The organism is Pseudomonas sp. SST3 (genome assembly GCF_003325755.1).
On sequence record NZ_QORI02000002.1, the window covers coordinates 245442 to 269433 of the forward strand.

The window sequence follows — 23992 nt, forward strand, 5'->3', positions numbered from 1 at the left end:
CGCCTTCCGGATGAGACGTGGCGCACAGAATTCGCGCATCATTTTGCCATCACCGCCATGCATGGTGGTGCCTGGCGTGCAGACAGAGGGCGACGACACGCGGGAGAGGTCAGCGGGCGCTCTGCAATAGAGCACCGCTGGGTCGAGGCCTAGCGGCGGCGGGGTTTATCGCCGGTCAATGTGATCGGTCAGAGGTAGCGGCCGGTGATGGTATTTACCGTACCGTCTGCGCGCATCTGGTCCAGCGCGGCCTGCAGCTTTTCCACCGTCTCGTCGGAAACCTGCTTGTTCAGCGCCAGAAACAGCTCGGCACTGTCGAAACGCAGCACTCGCTTGAGTCCATTTACGCCTTGCTGCTTCGCCAGGAAGCGTCCGGCTGGGTCGCCCGTCGCCCAGAGATCAATAGTGCCGCTCTGCAGCTTCTCGACGTTGGTCTGGTCGCGCAGCGCCAGCGAGGGCTGCAGCCCCTGGGCAACGAGATGCTCACCGATGGCGTCACCCTTGTAGGCACCAATCCGATACTGCCTGGCCTGCTCGAGACTGTTGAGCTCGATGGTGCTGTCACCACGCGCCAATAGCACCCAGTCATCCGGCCCGATAGGCCCTACCCACTTGAACAGTGCTTCACGCTCAGGCAGCCGAGCCGTCACGAACACGCCATACCCCGGCGTTTCCAGAGCCATCTTGTAGATGCGCTCCCAGGGGAAGCGCAAGGTAAGGGTGTAATCGACACCGGCCCGCTGGAACATCTCGCGAATGATATCGGTGGCGATACCCCTGATATTTTCATCTCGGGCGAAGTTCTTGCCGTCAGCCGCCATGTTGTAGGGCGGAAAGTTCTCGGTAAGCAGATCGATTTGTTCCGGAGCGGCCTGGGCAGAGGCAGCGGCCAGCGTCAGATTGGCCACCAGGGCAAGAAGCGTGAATTTGAACATTGCTTGTTTCCTTGAATACGGGCGCAAACCGCCCGACCACGTCCCTGAAAAGTTTTATTCGAAGCAGGCTCAGCGCATGACGATGCCACAGCTGGCCATATAGGCCTTGGCCTCCGGCACGGTGTACTCGCCAAAGTGGAAGATGCTGGCGGCCAGCACCGCATCGGCCTTGCCCTCGATGATGCCATCGGCCAGATGCTGCAGGTTGCCGACGCCACCAGAAGCGATCACCGGAATGTGGACTGCCTCGCTGATGGCCCGTGTGACACCCAGGTCATAACCGCTCTTCACGCCGTCCTGGTCCATGCTGGTCAGGAGGATCTCGCCGGCGCCCAGCGCCTCCATCTTCTGTGCCCAGAGCACGGCGTCCAACCCGGTAGGCTTGCGACCGCCATGGGTAAAGATTTCCCATCGCGGCGCTTCGCCCGGCGCGGATACCCGCTTGGCATCAATCGCGACGACGATGCACTGCGAGCCGAAGCGCTCGGCAGCCTCGCCAACGAATTCGGGCGTAAACACCGCAGCGGTATTGATCGACACCTTGTCGGCGCCGGCATTCAGAAGGTTGCGAATGTCTTGCACGCTTCGCACGCCACCACCCACCGTCAGCGGGATGAATACCTGGCTGGCCATGCGTTCGACGGTGTGCAATGTGGTGTCGCGGTTGTCGACACTGGCGGTAATGTCGAGAAAGGTGATCTCGTCAGCGCCCTGCTCGTCGTAGCGACGAGCAATCTCCACCGGATCGCCGGCGTCGCGGATGTTCTCGAACTGGACGCCCTTGACCACGCGGCCGTTGTCCACGTCGAGGCAGGGAATGATGCGTTTGGCGAGGGCCATGCGTTTCTCCGGAAGAGCTTGAAGCTTTGGGTCCAGAAGCCGGAAGCCGGCCGAGCTGCTTGGCCTCCGGCTTCCAGTTCATGACTCGTTACTCGTCTTTAAATTTGAGATCGCAGAGCGCCTGCGCCTCGGCCACATCGAGGGTGCCCTCGTAGATGGCGCGGCCGGTGATGGCACCGATGATCCCGGGGGTATTGGTATCGAGCAGCTTCTGGATATCGCCGACATTGTGGATGCCGCCCGAGGCGATTACCGGAATGCGGCTGGCGTTGGCCAGCGCGACCGTGGCTTCGACATTGCAGCCTTGCATCATGCCGTCCTTGGCGATGTCGGTATAGACGATCGCCGAGACGCCATCGGCCTCGAAGCGGCGTGCCAGGTCCACGGCCTGCACGCTGCTGACTTCGGCCCAGCCATCGGTGGCAACGAAGCCGTCCTTGGCGTCCAGACCAACGATGACCTTGCCCGGAAAGGCGCGGCAGGCCTCGCCGACGAACTCCGGCTGCTTGACCGCCTTGGTACCGATGATCACGTAGCTGACGCCGGCGCGCACGTAATGCTCGATGGTTTCCAGCGAGCGGATGCCACCGCCGATCTGGATCGGCAGGTTCGGATAGCGCTTGGCGATCGCCGTGACAACTTCGCCGTTGACCGGCTGGCCCTCGAAAGCACCGTTGAGATCGACCAGATGCAGACGGCGGCAACCGGCCTCGACCCACTTGGCGGCCATGGCTACGGGGTCATCGGAGAACACCGTGGCGTCATCCATCAGGCCCTGACGCAGACGCACGCAGGCGCCGTCTTTCAGATCGATTGCGGGGATAATCAGCATGGCTCGAACCTGTTCAAATCTGGGAATCGGTTAAAGGTCAGCTCTTTTCGAGCGCCCACAAGTCGCTTTCGATGCTTTCGAACCTGTCTTTCAGGTGTGTCTGCACATCGAAAATCGCCTTGTTGTAGTAGAGCGGAGCAATCTCACGCGCAAACAGATCGAGCACTTCCTGCGCCTCGAAGGAGCCAAGCTCCAGTTCGAAACGCTCTTCTAGAAAACGCTTGATGGTCTGCTGCGCAGCCTGTTCCTGAGCGGAATCCAGCGTCAGGAGCGGCGGCTTGAGCTTGGCCCGGCTCATTTACCAGCGACCATCCCAGGCGGCGAAGTTCTGCAGCAGTTGCAGGCCGTGGGTGTGGCTTTTCTCGGGGTGGAATTGCACGGCGAAGCGCGAACCATCGGCAAGCGCCGCAGCGAATTCCTTGCCGTAATGGCCGCGACCGACTACTTGTCGTGGACTGCCCGCCTCGGCGTAGTAGCTGTGCACGAAATAAAAACGGCCGCCGGCAGGAATGTTGTGCCAGAGGGGGTGAGCGATCGCCTGCTCTACCTCGTTCCATCCCATGTGCGGGACCTTCAGGCGCTCACCGTCCTCTTCCAGATCCTTGCCGAAGAAGCGCACCTGGCCGGGGAACAGGCCGATGCAATCCACACCACCGTTCTCCTCGCTACGCTCCATCAACGCCTGCATGCCCACGCAGATGCCGAGGAAGGGACGATCAACGCTGACTTCACGCACCAGCTCGTCGAACCCCAGACGGCGAATTTCGGCCATGCAATCGCGGATCGCGCCGACGCCGGGAAACACGACCCGATCGGCTTCGCGAATCACCTGAGCATCGCTGGTAACCAGGACCCTGCCGGCGCCGACATGCTCAAGCGCTTTGGCGACCGAGTGCAGGTTGCCCATGCCGTAGTCGATGACAGCGACCGTCTGCATTACAGGCAACCCTTTGTCGACGGCATCTGCCCAGCCATGCGCTCATCCAGTGTCACTGCCATGCGCAGCGCTCGGCCGAAGGCCTTGAACACGGTTTCGATCTGGTGATGGGTGTTGTGCCCGCGAAGGTTATCGATGTGCAGGGTGACCAAGGCATGGTTGACGAAGCCCTGGAAGAACTCCTGGAACAGATCGACATCGAAGCCGCCGACGGTTGCGCGGGTATAGGGAACATGCATCTGTAGACCCGGCCGCCCCGAAAAGTCGATGACCACACGCGACAGCGCCTCGTCCAGCGGCACGTAGGAATGCCCGTAGCGGGTCATGCCTTTTTTGTCACCAATGGCCTTGGCGAACGCCTGGCCCAGGGTGATGCCGACGTCCTCCACGGTGTGGTGGTCGTCGATGTGCAGATCGCCCTGGCATTCGATATCCAGATCGATCAGGCCGTGGCGAGCGATCTGGTCGAGCATATGCTCGAGAAAGGGCACGCCGATGGCGAAGCGGCTCTTGCCGGTGCCGTCCAGGTTGATGGTGGCCTTGACCTGGGTTTCCAGGGTGTTGCGCTCTACGCAAGCCGTACGTTCGGACATCAACAGCTCCGCTGATCGTGGGGCGAAAAAGAGAGGCATTATAGGCCTAAACGACCATCGAGGATACGCGCCCGACCGTGGCTCGGCGCCCTGCAGGAGCGGCAAGGCCAGACACCCCGGAGCGATCGCCCATGATGCGCCGGGCAGCACGCTGTCGTGCGATTGCCAAATAGCAGGGTTATGCTTGCTGGCATCACCGACAACGCATCAGGTTCACATGCCCGTTTACGTCGAAAGCATCACCGAGCCCAGCCAGCAGGACCGTATCGACCTGGCGAAAATCTTCGCCGACGCGCCGGATTGGCTGTTGGCGCCTCATGCAAGTGCCGAAGCGCTGATCGACAGCGCGCTAACCCATGGCACGCTGATCGCCGGTCGCTTCAATGACCGCCTTCTCGGTGCAGCCCTGCTGCAGCGCGGTGCACCCCATTGGCAGCTGTCACATCTTTGTGTACGCAAGGTCACCCGCAACCGCGGCGTCGGCAAACGGATTCTTGAAGAGAGCCAACGCCTGGCCGGCGAGGCCGGACAGAATTTACATCTGGCGGCGCCGGCGGAACACCTCGAGACCCAGGCGCTGGCCGCGCGGTTGCATCTGCCGCTGGATCCGATCTAGCGCCTGCGGATTCGGGCGCCACGGTTAGGGCCGCACCGCAACCGGACAGGAACCCAGACGCATGCGGCCACTCCAACGCCAGCTGCGGCGAAAGCCGTGGTTCGTGGCGCTATACTCGCTGCTTTTGAAATACCAAAAACAAAGGACCTGTCCATGAAAGCGCTCGGCAAGATCCTGGGCCTGGTAATCCTCGGGTTGCTGCTGCTCATCGTCGCATTGGGCTTTGCCCTGACTCATCTGTTCGACCCCAACGACTACAAGGACGAAATCCGCGCGCTTGCCCGCGACAAGGCTGGCCTCGAGCTGAACATCGACGGCGACATCGGCTGGAGCCTCTTCCCCTGGCTCGGCCTGGAACTGCACGACACCACCCTGGCCACCGTGCGCACACCGCAGCAGCCCTTCGCCGATCTGCGCATGCTGGGCCTATCGGTCCGGGTGCTGCCGCTGTTCAGTCGCGAAGTGCAGATGAGCGACATCAACCTCAACGGTCTCAACCTGACCCTGGCACGCGACGAGAACGGCCGGGGTAATTGGGAAGGCATCGGCCAGCCGGCCAGCGAGGCTCAATCCGGCGATGCGTCACCAGCGGACCCGGTCGAGACGCCTGCCGACGAGCAGTCATCGAATAACACCAGGCGCCCGCTGCAACTGGATATCGACAGCCTGACCATCAGCGATGCACGTGTGGCCTACCATGATGCCCAAAGCGGCCAGCAATTCAGTGCCGAAGGCATTGAACTGACAACGGGCGCCATTCGCGAAGCTACTCCGATTCCGGTCAAGCTCAACGCCTTCTTTGGCAGTAACAAACCGGTGATGCGGGCCGCACCGAATTGCAGGGCGCACTGCGCTTCGATACCAAGCTGCAACGATATCAACTGGAAGACCTGCGTCTGAGCGGCGAGGCGTCCGGCGAGCCGCTGCAGGGCAAGACACTTTCGTTCAGTGCACAGGGGCAACTGCTGGTCGACCTGGCCGCCGAAATCGCCGAGTGGACCAGCCTGAAGTTCACCGCCAACCAATTGCGCGGCCTTGGCGAACTGAAGGCGCGCGACCTGAAGGAGCAGCCGAAGATCACCGGCACGCTATCCATCGCCGAATTCAGTCTGCGCCAGTTCCTTGAGGGCATCGGCCAGCAACTTCCACCCATGGCCGATAGCACCGCTCTGAATAAGGCCGAGCTGGTCACCCGCCTGGCCGGCACCCCGACCAGCCTGACCTTCGAAGAGCTCGATCTGAAACTGGACGGCGGCCGCTTTACCGGCCAGGTCGCCGTCAGCGACTTCGCCAAACAGGCGCTGCAGGTCGATCTCCAGGGCGACCGGCTGGATCTCGATCGCTATTTGCCACCGCCAAGCAAGGAAGACGCTGCCGGTGCGGCACGCCAGAGCGAAGTCGAGGCTACTGAAGCTGCGGTGATTGGCAGCGGCACCACGCCTTTGCCGAACAAGCCAACGCAACAGGCCTGGAGCGACGCCGCAGTTTTGCCGATCGGCGCGCTACGCAGCTTGGATACGCGAATCAACCTGAACATCGACAGCCTTACCGCAATGAATCTGCCGCTCGACAGCTTTGCGCTCAAGGCGCGTAGCTCAGGCGGCCTGCTGACATTGGACGAGCTGCGCGGCGGGCTCTACAACGGGCGTCTGGAAGCCTCGGCCAGCCTGGATGTTCGCCCGCAGGTACCGCTGATAACTGCCCAGACCCGCATCGCTCGCGTCCCAATCGAGCAACTGCTGAAAAGCCAGAACGACGAAGTGGTTATCAAGGGTCTGCTGAATTTGGACGGTGATCTGCGTACTCAGGGCAACAGCCAGAAGGCCTGGATCGACAACCTCAATGGCAAGATCGGCTTCATCATCGACAACGGAATTCTCGTCGACGCCAACCTCGAGCAGCAGCTCTGCCGCGCTATCGCCACCCTCAACCGCAAGCCGTTGTCCAGCGATCCGCGGAGCAAGGACACACCGTTCCGGGAACTAAAAGGCAATCTAACCTTGCGGAACGGCGTCGCCAGCAACCCGGACCTGAAGGCCAGCATTCCCGGCCTGACGGTAAACGGCAACGGCGATGTCGACCTTCGCGTGCTGGGCATGGATTACCGCATCGGTATCGTCATCGAAGGTGACAAGGGCGAAATGCCCGATCCGGCGTGCGCCGTCAACGAGCGTTATATTGGCATCGAATGGCCGCTGCACTGCCGCGGCCCGCTGGAGTTGGGCGCCAAGGCCTGCCGCTTCGACAAGGACGGCCTCGGCAAGATCGCCGCCAGGCTCGCAGGAGACAAGCTCAACGAGACCATCGAAGAGAAGCTTGGCGACAAGGTCAGTCCTGAGCTAAAGGACGCACTGAAAGGGCTGTTCAACCGATGATCCTACGCCCCTTGAGCGACGAGCAATTCGGCGCGGCCGTCCTCGACTGGTACGACCGTCATGGCCGCAAGGATCTGCCCTGGCAGCAGGGCATCACGCCGTACCGGGTATGGGTATCGGAGATCATGCTGCAGCAGACCCAGGTCAGTACCGTGCTTGGCTACTTTGACCGCTTCATGGATGCGCTGCCGACCGTTGAGGCACTAGCGACGGCTGCCGAAGATGAAGTGCTGCATTTGTGGACGGGGCTGGGCTACTACAGCCGCGCCCGCAATCTGCACAAGACTGCCAAGCTGATCGTTACCGAGCACGGCGGTGATTTTCCGCGTTGCGTCGAGCGGCTCGCCGAACTGCCCGGCATCGGTAGATCCACCGCGGGCGCCATCGCCAGCCTGAGCATGGGCCTGCGCGCGCCGATACTCGATGGAAACGTCAAGCGCGTACTGGCCCGCTACGTCGCACAGGATGGTTATCCGGGCGAGCCGAAAGTCGCCAGGCAGCTCTGGGACGTTGCCGAACGCCTGACCCCGCAAACGCGCGTCAACCATTACACCCAGGCGATGATGGACCTCGGCGCCACGCTCTGCACCCGCAGCAAACCCAGTTGCCTGCTGTGCCCGTTGAAAGCTGGCTGTCGCGCCCATCTGCTCGGTCGCGAAACCGATTTTCCGGCGCCCAAGCCTCGCAAGGCGCTTCCACAGAAGCGCACGCTGATGCCCTTGCTGGCCAACCATGAGAGCGCCATCCTGCTCTATCGTCGGCCACCCACTGGCCTCTGGGGCGGACTCTGGAGCCTGCCGGAGTTGGACGATCTGGCCGCGCTCGACCCGCTCGCCGAACGCCACGCCCTGCAGCTACAACAGCGCCGAGAGCTGCCCTGCCTGACCCATACTTTCAGTCATTTCCAGCTGGCCATCGAGCCCTGGCTGATAACAGTCAAGTCCGAGGCCAACGCCGTGGCCGAGCCAGACTGGCTCTGGTATAACCTCGCCACCCCGCCGCGACTGGGGCTCGCCGCCCCGGTGAAGATGCTGCTCAAGCGCGCCGCCGCCGAATTGAACGCAGGAGAGATGTCATGACCCGCACCGTGAACTGCCGCAAATACAAAGAAGAACTCCCCGGCCTCGATCGCCCGCCGTATCCGGGCGCAAAGGGCGAGGACATCTACAACAACGTATCGAAGAAGGCCTGGGATGACTGGCAGAAGCACCAGACCATGCTGATCAACGAACGCCGTCTGAACATGATGAACGCTGAAGATCGCAAGTTTTTGCAGGCCGAGATGGACAAATTCTTCTCTGGCGAAGACTACGCTCAGGCCGAAGGGTACGTACCGCCGAGCGAATGACCCGTTGCACCAGACGGGGACGCCCCGCACTATGCCTGTTCCGTCGGGACCGCTGCAGCTGCCCCGACGGGCTACCGAAATGCCAATACAACGCTAAACACCCGTTCTGGCTAAATATTTTTCCAGGCCGCGCTTGACAGGCAAAAGCCAAATCCGTCTAATAGCGCCCCGTTGCCCAGGTAGCTCAGTCGGTAGAGCAGGGGATTGAAAATCCCCGTGTCGGCGGTTCGATTCCGTCCCTGGGCACCATGAATCCGAACAAAAAAGGCTCACCATCTGGTGGGCCTTTTTGTTTTCTGCTGCCCGCCCTCTTCGCTTCTCTGCATGCCTTCCGCTTCGCCGGTGCCTAGGCCGACGAAGCCCGCGAACCACTTTTCCGCCCCAACTCGACACTCCGTTGCGATACGCCGGTGATATCAAGCCAACGTCGACGCAGCAGTCTTCGATCCGATTGACGTTGTCCTCTCAACGGGCAGCACTGATGCCTTCGCTGACAGCGCGTCACAGTAGCCGGCGCCGCGAACTGGATGCGTGACTACCGAATTCTGCAGCCGACAGACCGTCCGACCGCTGCGGTGAATATCCCGCCCAGAGCGGCGTTGGCTATATGCCGGTATTCGGATGGCACCATCCAAGCACCGAGACAAACCATGAACATAATGCAAACTATTTTCATTTAGTTTACATTCTCGCCCCGATTTCCCCACAACACCAAAATCGGGAGCGTCTCGTGTTTCGCAAATCCTGCCTGTGCCTATCCATTTCGCTTGCGTCTTTTTCCCTTTCGTCCGCGCCAGCTTTTGCCGCAGAGGCCACTGAGCTCGAAGCGGTAACTATCAGCGCAACACGCGCCAGAAGCGAAGCCGGCAAGACGCCACAAAAGATCACCGTGATAGATCGCGAGCAGATTGAGCAGCAGCTGGCGATCACCTCGGATCACGGTGCGGTGTTGAGCAATTTGATCCCGTCTTATTCGCCGAGTCGGCAGAAGATGAGCAGCGCGGGTGAAACCTTCCGCGGTCGCTCGGCGCTGATTCTCATCGATGGTGTGCCGCAATCCACACCACTACGAGACAGCCAGCGCGATGGCTATACCATTGATCTTTCAATGGTCGAGCGCATCGAGGTGATTCATGGCGCTAGCGCCGAGCACGGCCTGGGCGCGACGGGCGGTATCATCAACTACGTTACCCGCCGCCCCGAGAGCGGCACGCTGCGCCAGCATGCCGGGGTTAGTTTCATCGCCCCCACCGATTATGAATCCGAAGGACTCGGCTACAAGCTGGACTATCGAGTCGAGGGCACCCAGGGCAACTTCGACTACCTCGTCGGTACCAGCTGGCAGACCCAGGGGATGTTCTACGATGCCAATGGCGACCTGATCGGCGTCGATGACACCCAGGGCGACGTTATGGATTCGACCAGCACCGACTTGCTGGTCAAGCTCGGCTATTGGCTGGACGACAACCAGAACATCGGCCTGATGGTCAATCGCTACGAGGTCGAGGGCGAGCACGAGTACGTCAACGTTCCGGGCGATGCCGACGCCGACATTCCCGCCACGTCACGCAAAGGCGACCCGCAGGGCAAAGCGCCACAGAACGAAGTGCTGGCGACCAGTCTGTCGTACAAGCACGCTGACCTGTATGGCAACGAGCTGGGCCTGCAGCTTTACACGCAGCGCTTTCGCGCGCGCTTCGGTGGAGGTACCAACGGCACCTTTCAAGATGCCGGCATCGCGCCTATCGGCACCCTGTTCGACCAATCGCAGAACGAGTCGGACAAGATCGGCGGCAAGCTAACCCTCAGCCGTGACGGCCTGCTCGATGATCACCTGATGCTCACCGGCGGCCTCGATGTGCTGCAGGACACCACCAGCCAGCAGCTGATCCTCACCGATCGTGAATGGGTACCGGAGACGGTTTTCCGTAACTACGCGCCTTTCCTGCAGGCCGAAATCCGCGCCATGGAAGACCTGACGTTGTTTGCCGGCGTTCGCCATGAGTTCGCCGATCTGGATGTAGACAGCTTCAAGACCATCGCCTCGACCAATCCGGCGCTCGGTGGCGTGGACGTCGAAGGTGGCAATCCGACCTTCGAAGAAACGCTCTACAACGCCGGTGTGGTCTGGCAAATGACAGACTGGGTGCAGCTTTTCGCCAACTATTCCGAAGGCTTCGGCATGCCGGACGTAGGCCGGGTGCTGCGCGGAATCGAGACACCGGACACCAGTGTCGACAACTTCCTCGACCTGCAACCGATAGTCACCGAGAACCGCGAAATCGGCTTTCGTCTGAACCACGGCCCGTTCGATGCGGAGATCAGCTATTACGAATCCGATGCGGAACTGGGGTCGCGCCTGGATAGCGTTGGCGGGGTGTATCAGATTCGTCGGGAACGCACCGAAATCGACGGCATTGAGTTCACTGGCGGCTGGCGGGTCAACGATGCCCATCGTTTGAAACTGATGTACGCCCAGGTCAACGGTCAATCCGATACCGATGGCGACGGCAAGGTTGATACCGATCTCAACGGCGCGAACATCTCGCCGGACCGCTATGGCGCCAGCTGGCAGGCAAACTGGACCGACCAACTGCATAGCCTGCTGCAGGCCAACCATTACGTCAGTCGTGATTTTGACCAACCGGGCCTGGAGTTCGATGGCTATACGCTGGTGGATGCCTACATGGGTTATCGCCTGCCAGTCGGCGAACTCAGCCTCGGGGTCGAGAATCTGCTGAACCGAGATTACCTGACGTACTATTCCCAGGCGGCCAACACCGGTTCGAAAGTCACCCGTGACGGACGCGTATTCAACGGTCGCGGGCGCACGGTGACGCTCGGTTACCAGGTCAGTTTCTAAGGTAGTGGATCAAGAGCGATGAAACGCGACGGGCAGCCTCCGGGCCGGCGATGGCCCAGGCAAGCCAGCCTGCTGCTGCGCGTTGTTGCGGCGGTCGGCGGCGGATACGCGTGCACGGTGGCGCTCTCCTCGACCGCCGCCCAGCTGCTGACGCTGCTCGGCGGCATGGCGCGCAGCGAAGCGGTGATCCTCGCGGCGATGCTGGGGTTCATCCTGTACCTCGTACTGCTGTTGTGGAGCTTCACCGAGCCCAGGCTCTGGCGGGTCTGGGCTCTGCTACTGGCAGGCACCGCGATCGGTCTGGGATTGCGGCATCAGCTGGCGCCAGCCCTGGTCGGTGCCTGAGATGGCGCCAGGCAAGGGTTTCCGCCAATCAATGAGCTGGCTGCATACCTGGGCTGGCGTGCTGCTCGGCGGCCTGCTGCTGGCGATCTTCTGGACCGGTTCGCTGTCGGTGTTCGATCGCGAGATCGACCGCTGGATGCAACCAGGCACGCGCCTGGCACCCGCGCCGGCGTCGCTATCGCTCGACCGGCTCGTCCTGCCGCATGCCCAGCAATTGGCGGCTGATGCGCCGGTCTGGTCGATCAGCCTGCCGACTCCGCGCACGCCGACCCTGCAACTCGATTATCAGGACCCACAGCAGGGTCCGGTACGCCGTCACATTGATCCGCACACTGGCGAGCTGATTGCCGACCAGGGCAGCTGGGCCGGGACGCGCTTCATCTTTCCCTTCCATTTCAGCTTGCACCTCAGCTGGCGTAGCATCGGTTACTGGTTGGTCGGCGTGGCCGGGATGGGCATGCTGGTGCTCTTGGTGTCAGGGGTAGTGGCGCACCGCAAGATCTTCGCCGAGTTCTTCACCTTTCGCCCACGCAAGCGACCACAACGTAGCCTGCTCGACCTGCACAACCTCACCGGGGTGCTGGTGTTGCCGTTTCATTTCGTGATCAGCCTGTCCGGGCTGATCATCTTCTATCTGATCTACTTTCCAGGGATTACCCAGACGCTTTATCCACAAGGCCAGGCGCAGTTCAAGCTCGAAGCACTGGGAAATTACTCGCGCCCCGCATCGGGCGTGGACGCCGAAAGCGCGTCACTGGACGCCATGCTGACGAGCGCAAAGGCCATCTGGACCGAGAGCGGCACACCCGGCGAGGCCTATTTCGTGCGCGTCTGGAATCCCGGCGACCGCAACGCGTACGTCGAGGTTCGTCGCTCCTTTGCCGATGACGTGACGATGAATGTCGACCGGCTGACCTTCGACGGCACGACCGGCGCGCTGCTTCATCAGCATTCGACGGCCCCTGTCAGTGGAGTACAACGCTTTCTGACGGGCCTGCATTTCATCCAGTTCGACCACTGGACGCTGCGCTGGCTGTACTTCACCGGGGGCCTTAGTGGCTGTGTGCTGATCGGCACCGGGCTGCTGTTCTGGACCGGCTCGCGGCGTGCCCGGCACCAGCGTCAAGGGCGGATCGGCGCACGCCTGGTCGAAGCGCTGAGTGTGACCGCGGGGGCTGGTTTGATCATCGCAACCCTGGCCTTCTTCATCGCCAATCGCCTGCTGCCGATGGACAGCCTAGCGACCGGCACCCAACGAGCCGCACTGGAGGGCTGGGCGTTTTACCTGAGCTGGCTGCTAGCGCTGGCACACGCCGTGTTGAGGCCTGCGCAGGCATGGCGCCGGCAACTGCAGTTCGCCGCCGTGCTTGCAGTAATTGCCGTGGCGCTGAACTGGCTCACCACCGGCGATCATCTGTTACGCAGCCTGTCCGCCGGCCACACGGCCGTTGCCGGTATGGACCTGATGCTGCTGGTGCTCGCGGGCTTCTGTCTGCTGGTGGCTGCTCGTATTCAGCGCGCCCGCAGCTTGCCGCAACCGGTAGCGGGCAAGCTGCGGGGGGAGCAGCAGGGTGCCTGAGTTCGCCGCATCGCTGCTGGCCTTTGCGCTGGGCTATGTGGCCTTCGCCTTGTTAGCGCTCGGCCAGCCGGCGCATCTGAAGGCGGTCGACCCGCTCGCGCCCGCGCCGTCCGCACCGATACGACACAGGCTGCTGGCCACGCTAATGCTGGCAAGCGTCCTGTTCCTGCTGCTGACGATTCAAGGTGGCGCATTCGGCGTCCTGCTTTGGGTGACGCTCCTCAGCGCCGCTGCGCTCAGTCTGTCATTCACCTTGAGCTGGAAGCCTGTCTGGCTGCGACCCGTTGCCCGTTTTATAGCGTTCACGCATCGCTGAGCCGCAGCATCAAGCCGGGACCAAACGCCTTCGGGGCCGGCAGGGTGGCGAGTCAGAACAATTACACATAAGCTGCCATTTGCTGGCTGCACTGCTAAGGAAGGCCGCTCATGTATCAGGAGCTTTAACGGTTGTGCGGACGTTCCCCTCGATTCTACTGATCTGGCTGATCCTCGCCGCCCCGACGAGTGCGGCAGAGTGGACGTTCGTCACCGAAGATTTTCCGCCGTTTACCTACCGAGCCGAACGCTTCGGCAATACCGGTGCGGGAACACATCAGGCCAAGGGTCCGCTGGTGGAAATCGTCCAGGCAGTGTGCAGTCACCTGCGCCAGGACTGCTCGATCAAGGTTCATCCCTGGCAGCGGGCGCTACGGCAGGCCGAACAGGGCGAAGCAGACGGCATCTTCACAGTGGTTCGCTCACCGCAACGCGAGCGCGCGTTTCATATCACCCGCATGCTCGTCACCTCGCGCTACAGCGTGTTCGCCCGCGAGGGCAGCGCCTTCGTATACAGCCAACCGGGCGACCTGGCAGGCCGCGTGATCGGCGTCTACGGCCCGTCCGGCACCTCGTATGTACTCTCCCAACGCCTCGAACCGGTCGCCGATGTGCAGATTCACCTGACCGCAAGTAATCGCCGCCTGTTGCAGATGCTGTCTTCCGGGCGCTTCGGCGAGCACGGCCTGGCCGTGCTCAACCAGGATGTCGCCTGGCATCTGATCAAGGAGGAGCAGCTCGATGGGCTATACGAGACAGGCGAGCTGGCGATGGTCTCATACGGTATCGGCCTGTCGCGCAAGCGCTTCAGCGAAGCGCAGTTCAAGGTGTTCGAGCAGGCACTCGATACGCTCATAGCCGACGGCACCGTATCGGTCATTCTGCGTCGCCACCAGCTGCAAGCAGCGTATTGATTCACCTCGGCTGAGCGCGCGATACAGCTACCAGCCTCGTCTCAGCCGACCATGCCCGGCCGCTCTTTCACGACGCAGCAATCGGCCAATCGCCCGTCTCCCCGTTTATCGGGTGAGTAATTGCCGCGAAATCACCGTCTACCCTTCAGTTAGCAGTTTCGCTTCGGAGCCAGTGCGCGTTTCCGTCCCCCTCTAGCAACCAGAGACCCGAACGACATATGGAAGCAGACAAGAAGCTACCCAAGGCCATCATTCTTTTTCCGGTGTTTATCCCGGCAGTGGTCGTCACGCTACTGCTGGTAATCGGGACCATCAGCAATCCCGATCTGGCCGGAGAGGTGTTCAGTTCGACGCTCGCCTTCATCACCACCAACTTCGGCTGGTTCTACATGCTGTCGGTGGCCTTCTTTCTGGTATTCATCGTCGGCATCGCCATGACGCCCTGGGGAAATATCAAACTGGGACCTGATCATGCGGAACCGCAATACAGCTTCCCCGCCTGGTTCGCCATGCTGTTCTCGGCCGGCTACGGCATCGCCCTGTTGTTCTTCGGCGTGGCCGAGCCGGTGCTGCATTACGCATCACCGCCAGCCGGTGCTGCTGAAACGGTGGATTCAGCCAAGCAAGCCATGCAAATCGCGTTCTTTCATTGGGGTTTCCATATCTGGGCGATCTACGGGTTGACCGGCCTGGTACTGGCCTACTTCTCGTTCCGTCATGGCTTGCCGTTGTCCATGCGTTCGGCGCTCTATCCGCTCATTGGCGAGCGCATCCATGGGCCGATCGGTCATGTGGTCGACGTTTTCGCGATTCTGGGCACACTGTTCGGCATCGCCACTACACTGGGTCTGTCAGTCACCCAGATCAATGCCGGGATCAACTACCTGTGGCCGGAAATTCCGGTGAGCATCAGCGTGCAGATCATTGCCATCGCCATCATCACCGCGATGGCGATCTGCTCCGTGGTGGCCGGTCTCGACAAAGGTGTGAAGAACCTGTCGCTGCTGAACATGGTTCTGGCGATCGGCCTGATGCTCTTCGTATTTACCGTAGGCCCGACCATCTTCATTCTCGAGACCTTCCTGCAGAACACCGGCAGCTACCTGAACAACATCATCGAGCGCACCTTCAACCTGCAGGCCTATTCTCGCAGCGACTGGATCGGCAACTGGACGCTGTTCATCTTCGGTTGGACAATCGCCTGGTCACCCTTCGTTGGCCTGTTCATTGCCAAGATCAGCCGCGGCCGGACGATCCGGCAATTTGTCTTCGGCGTGATGTTCGTGCCGACGATTTTCACCTTTCTCTGGTTCTCGATATTCGGCGACACCGCGTTGCACCTGATCATGGTCGAGGGTTACACCTCGCTGATTTCCGATGTGCAGGCCAACAACGCCATCGCGCTGTTCAAATTGTTCGAGCTATTACCAATGACCTCCATCGCATCCTTCCTGGCGGTGGTACTGATCATCACGTTCTTTGTCACCTCGTCGGACTCCGGCTCCCTGGTGATCGATTCATTGGCCGCGGGCGGCGCGATTCACACGCCGGTCTGGCAGCGCGTGTTCTGGGCCACCACCGAAGGGCTGGTCGCCGCCACCCTGCTGCTCGCCGGTGGCCTTAGCGCGCTGCAGACCATGACCATCGCCAGCGCATTGCCGTTCGCCATCATCATGATGATCGCTGCGCTGGGCATGTGGCGCGCACTGGTGATCGAAGGACACCACGAAACCAGCCTGCAGAACCACATGCAGAGCACACGTCTGGCCAGTAATGCAGGTCCCGGCCTGTGGAAGAAGCGCCTGGCCGGCATGGTCAGTTTCCCGGACCGCGACCACGTTCAAGAGTTTATGAGCAGCACCGTGCTCAAGGCCATGCGCCGTGTGCAGCGCGAACTCGGCGGCCAGGAGTGGGACGCTCAGGTGCACGCCGACGAGGCCAACTCCCGTGTTTATCTCGAGGTCATCAAGGAAGATCAGGTCGATTTCATCTACGAGATCCGCATGGTCGGCTACGCCATGCCCGCTTTCGCGCTTTCCGAGGGGCCAGATGCCGATGAGCAGTACTACCGCGCGGAGGTCTTCCTGCGTCGCGGGGGGCAGCATTACGACATCTACGGCTATGGCCAGCAGGACATCATCAGCGATATTCTCGACCAGTTCGAGAAGTACCTGCACTTCCTGCATATCTCTCCCGGCAGCCTGCCCTGGAAGATGCAGGAGCATGACGAGATGCTGGGCGGCGATACGGACCTGCCCAAGCCCGATCATCCATGATGCGTTACGGCATTCCGAGGTCTCGATCGTCGGCTGGCATTCGCTCACCGTTTACGCCCCACGACCCGCAAATTCATCTATACATAAGGGGGAAGTAAAGGGACCACACCCAAGTGACCGGCCGGTCACAAACCTTGGAGCCGCGCCGCGCTTGGCGCATGCTCCCGCCCATGCTAGGTTTGCGCCTCGCCAGGAGGGCGAGCAGTCGGCCGGAGCGCAATTTACACCGTAAAGGGACCACGCAACGCCTGGTCCGAGAAGAGGAAGCTCAATGGCTGAGGCCATCCCAGCACTGGAAATCCGCAACCTGCACAAGCGCTACGGCGATCTGGAAGTACTCAAAGGCATCTCGCTGACAGCGCGCGACGGCGACGTAATTTCCATCCTCGGCTCGTCCGGCTCCGGAAAGTCCACGTTCCTGCGCTGCATCAATCTGCTGGAAAACCCCAACGAGGGCGAGATACTCGTCGCCGGCGAGCAGTTGCGCCTCAAGCGTGCCAAAGACGGCGACCTAATGGCAGCCGATGCCAAGCAGATCAACCTGATGCGTAGCAAGCTCGGCTTCGTGTTCCAGAATTTCAATCTCTGGCCGCACATGAGTGTGCTGGACAACATCATCGAGGCGCCGCGCCGCGTGCTCGGCCTGAGCAAGGCCGAAGCTACCGAAAGCGCCGAAGCCCTGCTGGCCAAGGTGGGCATCGCTGACAAGCGCCATGTCTATCCCAACCAGCTATCCGGCGGCCAGCAGCAACGCGCGGCCATCGCGCGCACCCTGGCGATGCAACCGAAGGTGATCCTGTTCGATGAGCCGACCTCGGCGCTCGACCCGGAAATGGTACAAGAAGTGCTTGCAGTGATTCGGTCGTTGGCCGATGAGGGCCGTACCATGCTGCTGGTCACTCATGAAATGAACTTCGCCAAACAGGTCTCCAGTGAGGTGGTTTTTCTCCATCAGGGCCTGATCGAAGAGCAAGGAACGCCCGAGCAGGTGTTCGACAATCCACAATCGGCACGCTGTAAACAGTTCATGTCCAGCCATCGCTAATGGAGCAACACCACATGAAAAGCTATAAGAAGATTCTGCTGACCGCCGCCGCCACCCTGATGCTCGGCGCCAACGCCTTTGCCGCCGACAAGCTGCGCATCGGCACTGAAGGCGCCTACCCTCCTTTCAACCTGATCGACTCCAGCGGTCAAGTGGTCGGATTCGACCTGGACATCGCCCACGCGCTCTGCGCGAAGATGGAAGTCGAATGCGAAGTGGTCACCTCCGACTGGGATGGCATCATCCCTGCGCTCAATGCCGGCAAGTTCGATTTCCTTGCTGCGTCGATGTCGGTTACCGAAGAGCGTGAGAACGCCGTAGATTTCACCGACCACTACTACACCAACAAGCTGCAGTTCGTGGCACCGAAGTCGGTCGACTTCAAGACCGACAAGGACTATCTGGACGGCAAGGTGATCGGCGCCCAGCGCGCGACCATCGCCGGCACTTGGCTAGAAGACAACCTGGACGGCGTGGTCGATATCAAACTCTACGACACCCAGGAAAACGCCTATCTCGACCTGGCCTCGGGCCGCGTCGATGGCATTCTTGCCGACTCCTTCGTGCAGTGGGAATGGCTCAAGAGCGATGCTGGCAAGGACTTCGAGTTCAAGGGCGAGCCGGTATTCGATGACGACAAGATCGCCATCGCCGTGCGCGAGGGCAACGACGAGCTGCGCGAGAAGCTGAACAAGGCCCTGGCCGAGATCATCGCTGACGGTACTTACGAGAAGATCAACGCCAAGTACTTCCCCTTCAACATCTACTGATCCGTCTGAACCAAAGCCCGGCCACCAGCACTGGTAGGTCGGGCTTTGGTGTTTGAGCCCATATGATTCCCGACCTTCATGGATTCGGTCCGGCGCTGATCGCCGGAACCTGGATGACCATTCAGCTGGCCCTCGCGGCACTGGCCCTGGGCCTGGTGCTCGGGCTGCTTGGCGCACTGGCCAAAACTTCTCCGTTCGCTGCACTGCGCTGGCTGGGCGGCACCTATTCAACCATCGTGCGCGGCGTGCCCGAGCTGCTCTGGGTGCTGCTGATCTATTTCGGCACGATCAGCCTGGTGCGCGGCATCGGCAACGTGTTCGGCATTGAAAATCTCGCCCTGAGCCCGTTCGCCGCTGGCACTATCGCCCTCGGCCTGTGCTTCGGCGCCTATGCCACGGAAGTCTTCCGTGGCGCATTGCTGGCGATTCCGAAAGGGCATCGCGAAGCCGGACTGGCGCTCGGCCTCGGCAAGCGACGGATCTTCCTGCGTCTGATCCTGCCCCAGATGTGGCGCCTGGCCCTGCCTGGCTTGGGTAATCTGTTCATGATCCTTATGAAGGACACCGCGCTGGTTTCGGTCATCGGCCTGGAAGAAATCATGCGCAGCTCGCAAATCGCAGTAACCGCCAGCAAGGAGCCGTTCACCTTCTTCGTCGTCGCCGCGCTCATCTATCTGAGCCTGACCGTCATCGCCATGACGGGCATGTACTTCCTTGAAAAACGTGCCGGTCGCGGCTTCGTCAGGAGCGCCGCATGAGCTGGGAATTGTTCATCAAATGGCTGCCAAGCTTTCTCGAGGGCGCCTGGCTCACCCTACAGCTGGTTGGCGTTTCGGTTGTCGCCGGGCTGATTCTCGCCCTGCCGCTGGGCATCGCCCGATCCTCGCGCATACTCGCAGTGCGCGCCCTGCCTTACGGCTACATCTTCTTCTTCCGCGGCACGCCGTTGCTGGTCCAGCTGTTCCTGGTCTACTACGGCATGGCGCAGTTCGAGGTGGTTCGTCAGAGCTGGCTTTGGCCATTTCTACGTGACCCCTACTGGTGCGCGATCATCACCATGACCCTGCATACCGCTGCCTATATTGCCGAGATCCTGCGTGGCGCAATCCAGAACGTGCCGGCAGGAGAAGTCGAGGCCGCCCGAGCCTTGGGCATGTCCCGCTATCAGGCACTACGGCACATTATCCTCCCTCGCGCCGCGCGCATCGGTCTGCCGGCCTATAGCAACGAAGTGATCCTGATGCTCAAGGCCAGCGCCCTGGCCAGTACGATCACCCTGCTCGAGCTGACCGGCATGGCACGCAAGATCGCGGCGCGCACCTATATGCACGAGGAGATGTTCCTTACCGCCGGCCTGATCTACCTGATCATCGCCTTCATCCTGATGCAGGGTTTCAAACTGCTGGAGCGCTGGTTGCGCGTGGATGCCTGTCAGGGCCGCTGATCCCTCCGCCCGGATCCGCCCACGGCTCAAGGCCGGGGCGGCTCGACACCCACCATCAGCCGCGACCTGTTTCCGTGGCGCTGATCCGCGGCTTCACCGCGACGGAATCCTTCGCTGCCGACAGGGTCAGAACAACCCGTCATCCCTTGCCACGAGACCGCCATGCCCGTCGACATCCAGCGCATCGAAATGGACCAACTTGCCTGCTGGCGCATCCGCAATGGTGCCGCCGAAGTAGTGGTCGCCGAACAGGGCGCGCAAGTGCTCAGCTACCGCCAGGACGAGGGCACACCGATCATATGGCTCAGTGAAGAAGCAGCCTACGAGCGCGGCCAGGCAGTACGTGGCGGCGTCCCGGTGTGCTGGCCCTGGTTCGGCGATCTGGCGCGCAATCCACAGCCAATACAGGACATGTACCGGAGCAGCCAGCCGGCCCCGGCACACGGGCTGGTGCGCAACATCGACTGGATGTTGAAACGCAGCGACGCCAACAGCGCCACGCTGGAGTTCGCCTGCAATACCGGCGACCTTCCCGGCTGGCCGCACGCCATCGAACTGAGCCTGCAGATCCGGCTGGACCAGCGACTGCACCTGACCCTCAACAGCCGCAACCAGGGCGAGGTTCCCATCGCCCTGTCCCAGGCGCTGCACAGCTACTTCACTATCAGCGACATTCATCAGGTAGCAGTAGAAGGCCTGGACGGGCGCGCCTATATCGAAACGCTCGAAGACTGGCAGCAGCGACAGCAGCGGGGCGATCTGGCGTTCGACGGCGAAACGGACCGCATCTATCTGGACCTGCCGCCGACCTTGTGCCTACGCGATCCGGGACTTAACCGCCGCATCACGCTGGAGAGTCACGGCTCCCGCTCAGCGGTGTTGTGGAACCCCTGGGTTGCGAAGGCTCAGCGCCTTTCGCAATTTGCCGACGATGCCTGGCAGCGCATGGTGTGCATCGAGACCGCCAACGTGCTGGACGACATGGTCCAGCTGGAACCCGGCGGCAGCCATACGCTCGGCGTATCGATCGGCTCCTCGAGCCTATAACGCAAGCGGGTGGCGGCTGCGCGTGGCGAAGAAGTACAGCCAACGAGCTGCGCAGAACCTATACTGCAGGCGAGCATCCCACCGCCCTCGGCGATCGCTGGGCTGCGACTGATGCAAGCCCACCGGCCGGTTGCAATGCTCTGGAGGATCTCTTGCCATGGATGCCACGCTGCAGCAGACAGCATCTAGCCGCCTCGCTCTCCATGCGCATCAGCCTGATGCGCCATGAATACTGACTTCGATCTACTGCTTGCCGGCGCGGGTCACAGCCACCTCGGCGTGCTGCGTCTATGGGCCAGCCGGGAACGTCCCATGGGCCGTATCGGCCTGGTATCGGCCGAGCCTCACGCCTGGTATTCAGCGATGATGCCAGGTCTGCTCGCCGAGCACTACCAGACACGCCAGTGCCGCGTAGGGCTGCCCAAGCTCTGCGCGGCAGCCGGGGTGGAGTTTGTCCAGGGCACCCTGGTGGCGCTGCTCCCCGACACTCCCGAACTGCTCCTGGCGACGGGTGAGACATTGCGCAGCACCTGGTTGTCGCTCAACCTGGGTTCCCTCCCACGGCTGCCAGAACAGTCCGGCGATGGCATGGAGCTGCTTTCGGTGAAGCCATTCGCCGATTTCATCCGGCGCTGGCAGCAGTGGCAGGAAACACCCGAACCGGTAGCCATCCTCGGTGGCGGCGCGGCAGGTGTAGAGCTGGCGCTGGCCATGGCTGGACGCGAGCCGGAGCTTCATCTGTTCTCGGCTGACGATCTCCTTACAGGTCATCAGCCGCGCCTTCGTCGCATCGCGTTAAAGCATCTACAGCGTGCCGGCGTTCAGGTCCATGAGCAGTCCCCGATCCAGGCGGTGCATGGTAATACCCTGATAGGCGACGGCCAGATACGCTGGCGAGGCCGACGCCTTGTCGTCGCGACCGGGCCCTACCCACTGGAATGGCTGCGTGAGTCCGGCTTGCGTCTGGATTCTCGCGGATTCATCGAGGTGACTCCGGCCCTGCAGAGCCGTTCGCATCCACACGTCTTCGCTAGCGGCGACTGCGCCAGCCTTCCCGGCGCCGCGCGTAACGGCGTGCATGCCGTGCGCCAGGCGGACGTGCTCGCTACCAACCTCGGCCGGGCAGCCATCGGCCAGCCGCTGCGCCACTATCATCCGCAGACGCACAGCCTCGCTCTGCTGGCCGATGGGCACGGCGGTGCCTTGCTGAGCTGGGCCAGCCTGACGGCCGAAGGCAAACTACTGGGCACCTGGAAGGATCATATCGACCGCAGCTTCATGCGCCGCCATGGTGCTGATGACTGACGGCGTTCAATCAAGTAATTGCTGCAGCCGCGTTTCCAGGAGCGCGGGGAAGCGCTTGAACCACGTCAGGTTGCGTGGCGAGGGGTGTGGCAGTGGGTGCAAGCGAAACGTCCGCATGGCGCCTTGCTCGGTCGCCAGTTCGATATCGAAATGGGCGGTGAAACGATCCTCACGCTGCCAGTAGGCTTCAAGTTGCCGGCGCACCTCGCGCGATTGCTCCATGCCGAACCAGAGAAACGCTTCACGGCCGAGGGTGACGATGTCACGTCCGCGCCAGTTTTCAATCAACAAACGCTGCATGAGCGGATGAAAGCGACGCTTGATCGCCATCGACCAGGCCCGATTGCCGAGTGGCTTGTAAGGCACTGTGTTGATCCAGAAGAAGGCTTCGCCGAGCGCGCGGCCGGCCTCGAAATCCGGCATGTCTTCGCCGTGCAGATGCCGATAGAGCCCGCGGCGTACCAGCTGACCGCCACCACCGATGAACGGCTCGCCGTAGCGCACCTCCTCACGACCAGGATCACGACCGAAGAAGGCAAGCGGCGCGTCGGCGCGACCGAGCCCGATGATCGGCTCCAGCGAGTCCTTCTCGAATTGCTCATAGACGGCCAGGTCAATGCCGTCGGTTTCCGCTGCGAGCGCGCGGAATGCCTCGTGTTGTGCTTGATCGAGCGCTATCGGGCGCCGCTTCGGCTCAGAGGTCGCTTTCATCAACCAACGTCACCTCGGCTGCGGAGATCACATACGCGGCATCGGCCAGCTCGTTGCTGACCGGCTCGATTCGCAGCGTGCCGTCCACCCACAGCGGTGCGTAGATGTCGTCCAAGGCGATACCGTCCGAATAATGAACCATCACGATCTGGTTCGGCGGTGGCGGTGGAACGTGGATACAGGCGCCCGGATAGGGCACTAAAAAGAACTCGGTGCTGCGGCCTTCGCTGTCGGTTTCCAGCGGCACGGGGTAGCCACCGAGACGGATCTCCCTTCCGTCCAGTGAAGGCACGGTTTTGGCCGAATACATCACTTCCGGCAGACCGCTCCCTTGCTTGAGCCCACCCTGATCGCTGAAGCCATCGGCTTCGGGTGAGTTGTGCTCGATCTCCGGCATCTCTTCCAGCGCCTTGCGATCCTCGGCTGGCATCAGCTCGAGCCAGTCGAGCTCCGCCGGTGCGGCGTGGACGAGGGAGCTACAGCACAGAAGCAGTGAAAGGATTATCGGGCGCATGACAACCGAACGATGAAAGGAGCGGGGCCGCAGAGCGCGGCCCAGCGGATCAGTGCTTACGGCCGGTCACCATGCCGTAAATCACCAGCAGGATGATCGCACCGATTACCGCACCGATAAAGCCTGCGCCTTCGCCGCCTGGTAGAGCCCAAGTGCCTGGCCGCCATAGGTAGCCAGCAGCGAGCCGCCGATACCCAGCAGGATGGTCATGATCCAGCCCATGCTGTCGTTGCCGGGTTTCAGGAAGCGAGCGATGATGCCTACGATCAGGCCGATGATGATGGTTCCGATGATGCCCATTGCAGTCTCCTCTAGTCGAAAATACGCGTCACGTAATTTCGGACCGGGAGCGGGCCAGGCAGTTCGACGCCAAACCTGCGAGCCAGAC

The 23992-nt window shown here is 61.6% G+C and carries 23 protein-coding genes, 1 tRNA gene and 2 pseudogenes; 17 read left to right on the plus strand and 9 right to left on the minus strand.

Annotation, left to right across the window (positions count from 1 at the left end):
- Positions 1-188: 188 nt before the first annotated feature.
- From DQ405_RS03300 to hisB, 6 genes are all read right to left on the minus strand, one after another.
- Positions 189-935 (minus strand): substrate-binding periplasmic protein, encoded by a 747-nt coding sequence (locus tag DQ405_RS03300; RefSeq protein WP_168422917.1) that lies wholly within the window; start codon positions 933-935, stop codon positions 189-191.
- 69 nt (positions 936-1004) lie between these two features.
- Positions 1005-1775 (minus strand): imidazole glycerol phosphate synthase subunit HisF, encoded by a 771-nt coding sequence (gene hisF, locus DQ405_RS03305; protein ID WP_168422918.1) that lies wholly within the window; start codon positions 1773-1775, stop codon positions 1005-1007.
- Positions 1776-1863: 88 nt separating this feature from the next.
- Positions 1864-2607, minus strand: a complete 744-nt coding sequence (hisA, locus tag DQ405_RS03310) for a 1-(5-phosphoribosyl)-5-[(5-phosphoribosylamino)methylideneamino]imidazole-4-carboxamide isomerase (RefSeq protein WP_168422919.1) — start codon at positions 2605-2607, stop codon at positions 1864-1866.
- A 37-nt stretch (positions 2608-2644) separates the two neighbouring features.
- The gene (locus DQ405_RS03315) at positions 2645-2905 is read right to left on the minus strand and encodes a DUF2164 domain-containing protein (protein ID WP_168422920.1); all 261 of its coding nucleotides are present in this window, start codon (positions 2903-2905) and stop codon (positions 2645-2647) included.
- The gene (hisH, locus tag DQ405_RS03320) at positions 2906-3544 is read right to left on the minus strand and encodes an imidazole glycerol phosphate synthase subunit HisH (protein WP_168422921.1); all 639 of its coding nucleotides are present in this window, start codon (positions 3542-3544) and stop codon (positions 2906-2908) included.
- On the minus strand, positions 3544-4137 hold the full coding sequence (hisB, locus tag DQ405_RS03325; protein WP_168422922.1) for an imidazoleglycerol-phosphate dehydratase HisB: 594 nt from the start codon (positions 4135-4137) through the stop codon (positions 3544-3546). Before hisB ends, hisH begins: the two co-directional genes overlap by 1 nt.
- Before the next feature lie 217 nt (positions 4138-4354).
- Between hisB and DQ405_RS03330 the strand changes: the two genes are divergently transcribed.
- The 17 genes and pseudogenes from DQ405_RS03330 (at position 4355) to DQ405_RS03410 (ending at position 22379) form a co-directional block, all read left to right on the plus strand.
- Positions 4355-4753, plus strand: a complete 399-nt coding sequence (locus tag DQ405_RS03330; RefSeq protein WP_168422923.1) for an acetyl-CoA sensor PanZ family protein — start codon at positions 4355-4357, stop codon at positions 4751-4753.
- A gap of 153 nt (positions 4754-4906) precedes the next feature.
- Positions 4907-7128: pseudogene (locus DQ405_RS03335) on the plus strand (AsmA family protein).
- Complete coding sequence (gene mutY, locus DQ405_RS03340; protein ID WP_446730857.1) at positions 7125-8207, plus strand: A/G-specific adenine glycosylase; 1083 nt, start codon at positions 7125-7127, stop codon at positions 8205-8207. Before DQ405_RS03335 ends, mutY begins: the two are co-directional and overlap by 4 nt.
- Positions 8204-8476, plus strand: coding sequence for an oxidative damage protection protein (locus tag DQ405_RS03345; protein ID WP_168422924.1), 273 nt, complete (start codon positions 8204-8206; stop codon positions 8474-8476). The genes mutY and DQ405_RS03345 overlap by 4 nt, the downstream gene beginning before the upstream one ends.
- A 173-nt stretch (positions 8477-8649) precedes the next feature.
- Positions 8650-8725 (plus strand) — tRNA-Phe (locus tag DQ405_RS03350).
- Between the two features lie 481 nt (positions 8726-9206).
- The gene (locus DQ405_RS03355) at positions 9207-11339 is read left to right on the plus strand and encodes a TonB-dependent receptor domain-containing protein (RefSeq protein ID WP_168422925.1); all 2133 of its coding nucleotides are present in this window, start codon (positions 9207-9209) and stop codon (positions 11337-11339) included.
- A gap of 18 nt (positions 11340-11357) precedes the next feature.
- Positions 11358-11684 carry a hypothetical protein gene (locus tag DQ405_RS03360; RefSeq protein WP_168422926.1) on the plus strand — a complete coding sequence of 109 codons (327 nt, stop codon included), beginning with the start codon at positions 11358-11360 and terminating at the stop codon, positions 11682-11684.
- A gap of 1 nt (position 11685) precedes the next feature.
- A complete protein-coding gene (locus tag DQ405_RS03365) occupies positions 11686-13263 on the plus strand; it encodes a PepSY-associated TM helix domain-containing protein (protein WP_168422927.1) in 1578 nt (525 codons plus the stop codon).
- Complete coding sequence (locus DQ405_RS03370) at positions 13256-13579, plus strand: DUF3325 family protein (RefSeq protein ID WP_168422928.1); 324 nt, start codon at positions 13256-13258, stop codon at positions 13577-13579. Before DQ405_RS03365 ends, DQ405_RS03370 begins: the two co-directional genes overlap by 8 nt.
- Before the next feature lie 133 nt (positions 13580-13712).
- Positions 13713-14492 (plus strand): transporter substrate-binding domain-containing protein, encoded by a 780-nt coding sequence (locus DQ405_RS03375; protein WP_168422929.1) that lies wholly within the window; start codon positions 13713-13715, stop codon positions 14490-14492.
- A gap of 218 nt (positions 14493-14710) precedes the next feature.
- On the plus strand, positions 14711-16768 hold the full coding sequence (locus tag DQ405_RS03380; protein WP_168422930.1) for a BCCT family transporter: 2058 nt from the start codon (positions 14711-14713) through the stop codon (positions 16766-16768).
- A gap of 271 nt (positions 16769-17039) precedes the next feature.
- The gene (locus DQ405_RS03385) at positions 17040-17813 is read left to right on the plus strand and encodes an ABC transporter ATP-binding protein (protein WP_168422931.1); all 774 of its coding nucleotides are present in this window, start codon (positions 17040-17042) and stop codon (positions 17811-17813) included.
- Between the two features lie 14 nt (positions 17814-17827).
- The gene (locus DQ405_RS03390) at positions 17828-18583 is read left to right on the plus strand and encodes an ABC transporter substrate-binding protein (RefSeq protein WP_168422932.1); all 756 of its coding nucleotides are present in this window, start codon (positions 17828-17830) and stop codon (positions 18581-18583) included.
- A 62-nt stretch (positions 18584-18645) separates the two neighbouring features.
- Positions 18646-19341, plus strand: coding sequence for an ABC transporter permease (locus DQ405_RS03395; protein WP_168422933.1), 696 nt, complete (start codon positions 18646-18648; stop codon positions 19339-19341).
- Positions 19338-20027: an ABC transporter permease gene (locus DQ405_RS03400; RefSeq protein ID WP_168422934.1), complete on the plus strand. Its 690-nt coding sequence runs from the start codon at positions 19338-19340 to the stop codon at positions 20025-20027. Before DQ405_RS03395 ends, DQ405_RS03400 begins: the two co-directional genes overlap by 4 nt.
- Positions 20028-20189: 162 nt before the next feature.
- A complete protein-coding gene (locus DQ405_RS03405; protein WP_168422935.1) occupies positions 20190-21074 on the plus strand; it encodes a D-hexose-6-phosphate mutarotase in 885 nt (294 codons plus the stop codon).
- Positions 21075-21299: 225 nt separating this feature from the next.
- On the plus strand, positions 21300-22379 hold the full coding sequence (locus tag DQ405_RS03410; RefSeq protein ID WP_168422936.1) for an FAD-dependent oxidoreductase: 1080 nt from the start codon (positions 21300-21302) through the stop codon (positions 22377-22379).
- Between the two features lie 6 nt (positions 22380-22385).
- Here the strand turns inward: DQ405_RS03410 and DQ405_RS03415 are convergent, their stop codons facing one another.
- The 3 genes and pseudogenes from DQ405_RS03415 to DQ405_RS03425 all read right to left on the minus strand — a co-directional run bounded on the left by DQ405_RS03415 (position 22386) and on the right by DQ405_RS03425 (position 23904).
- Positions 22386-23090, minus strand: a complete 705-nt coding sequence (locus DQ405_RS03415) for a uracil-DNA glycosylase family protein (protein ID WP_168422937.1) — start codon at positions 23088-23090, stop codon at positions 22386-22388.
- Positions 23074-23604, minus strand: a complete 531-nt coding sequence (locus DQ405_RS03420; RefSeq protein ID WP_168422938.1) for a DUF3299 domain-containing protein — start codon at positions 23602-23604, stop codon at positions 23074-23076. The genes DQ405_RS03415 and DQ405_RS03420 overlap by 17 nt, the downstream gene beginning before the upstream one ends.
- A 49-nt stretch (positions 23605-23653) precedes the next feature.
- Positions 23654-23904, minus strand: a pseudogene (locus DQ405_RS03425) (GlsB/YeaQ/YmgE family stress response membrane protein).
- Positions 23905-23992 lie beyond the last annotated feature (88 nt).

Excerpts from the sequence above, each read along its gene's own strand:
- DQ405_RS03300 (WP_168422917.1), bottom strand. The coding sequence starts at position 935 with ATGTTCAAATTCACGCTTCTTGCCCTGGTGGCCAATCTGACGCTGGCC.
- hisF (WP_168422918.1), bottom strand. The coding sequence starts at position 1,775 with ATGGCCCTCGCCAAACGCATCATTCCCTGCCTCGACGTGGACAACGGC.
- hisA (WP_168422919.1), bottom strand. The coding sequence starts at position 2,607 with ATGCTGATTATCCCCGCAATCGATCTGAAAGACGGCGCCTGCGTGCGT.
- DQ405_RS03315 (WP_168422920.1), bottom strand. The coding sequence starts at position 2,905 with ATGAGCCGGGCCAAGCTCAAGCCGCCGCTCCTGACGCTGGATTCCGCT.
- hisH (WP_168422921.1), bottom strand. The coding sequence starts at position 3,544 with ATGCAGACGGTCGCTGTCATCGACTACGGCATGGGCAACCTGCACTCG.
- hisB (WP_168422922.1), bottom strand. The coding sequence starts at position 4,137 with ATGTCCGAACGTACGGCTTGCGTAGAGCGCAACACCCTGGAAACCCAG.
- DQ405_RS03330 (WP_168422923.1), top strand. The coding sequence starts at position 4,355 with ATGCCCGTTTACGTCGAAAGCATCACCGAGCCCAGCCAGCAGGACCGT.
- mutY (WP_446730857.1), top strand. The coding sequence starts at position 7,125 with ATGATCCTACGCCCCTTGAGCGACGAGCAATTCGGCGCGGCCGTCCTC.
- DQ405_RS03345 (WP_168422924.1), top strand. The coding sequence starts at position 8,204 with ATGACCCGCACCGTGAACTGCCGCAAATACAAAGAAGAACTCCCCGGC.
- DQ405_RS03360 (WP_168422926.1), top strand. The coding sequence starts at position 11,358 with ATGAAACGCGACGGGCAGCCTCCGGGCCGGCGATGGCCCAGGCAAGCC.
- DQ405_RS03365 (WP_168422927.1), top strand. The coding sequence starts at position 11,686 with ATGGCGCCAGGCAAGGGTTTCCGCCAATCAATGAGCTGGCTGCATACC.
- DQ405_RS03380 (WP_168422930.1), top strand. The coding sequence starts at position 14,711 with ATGGAAGCAGACAAGAAGCTACCCAAGGCCATCATTCTTTTTCCGGTG.
- DQ405_RS03385 (WP_168422931.1), top strand. The coding sequence starts at position 17,040 with ATGGCTGAGGCCATCCCAGCACTGGAAATCCGCAACCTGCACAAGCGC.
- DQ405_RS03390 (WP_168422932.1), top strand. The coding sequence starts at position 17,828 with ATGAAAAGCTATAAGAAGATTCTGCTGACCGCCGCCGCCACCCTGATG.
- DQ405_RS03395 (WP_168422933.1), top strand. The coding sequence starts at position 18,646 with ATGATTCCCGACCTTCATGGATTCGGTCCGGCGCTGATCGCCGGAACC.
- DQ405_RS03400 (WP_168422934.1), top strand. The coding sequence starts at position 19,338 with ATGAGCTGGGAATTGTTCATCAAATGGCTGCCAAGCTTTCTCGAGGGC.
- DQ405_RS03405 (WP_168422935.1), top strand. The coding sequence starts at position 20,190 with ATGCCCGTCGACATCCAGCGCATCGAAATGGACCAACTTGCCTGCTGG.
- DQ405_RS03410 (WP_168422936.1), top strand. The coding sequence starts at position 21,300 with ATGAATACTGACTTCGATCTACTGCTTGCCGGCGCGGGTCACAGCCAC.
- DQ405_RS03415 (WP_168422937.1), bottom strand. The coding sequence starts at position 23,090 with ATGAAAGCGACCTCTGAGCCGAAGCGGCGCCCGATAGCGCTCGATCAA.
- DQ405_RS03420 (WP_168422938.1), bottom strand. The coding sequence starts at position 23,604 with ATGCGCCCGATAATCCTTTCACTGCTTCTGTGCTGTAGCTCCCTCGTC.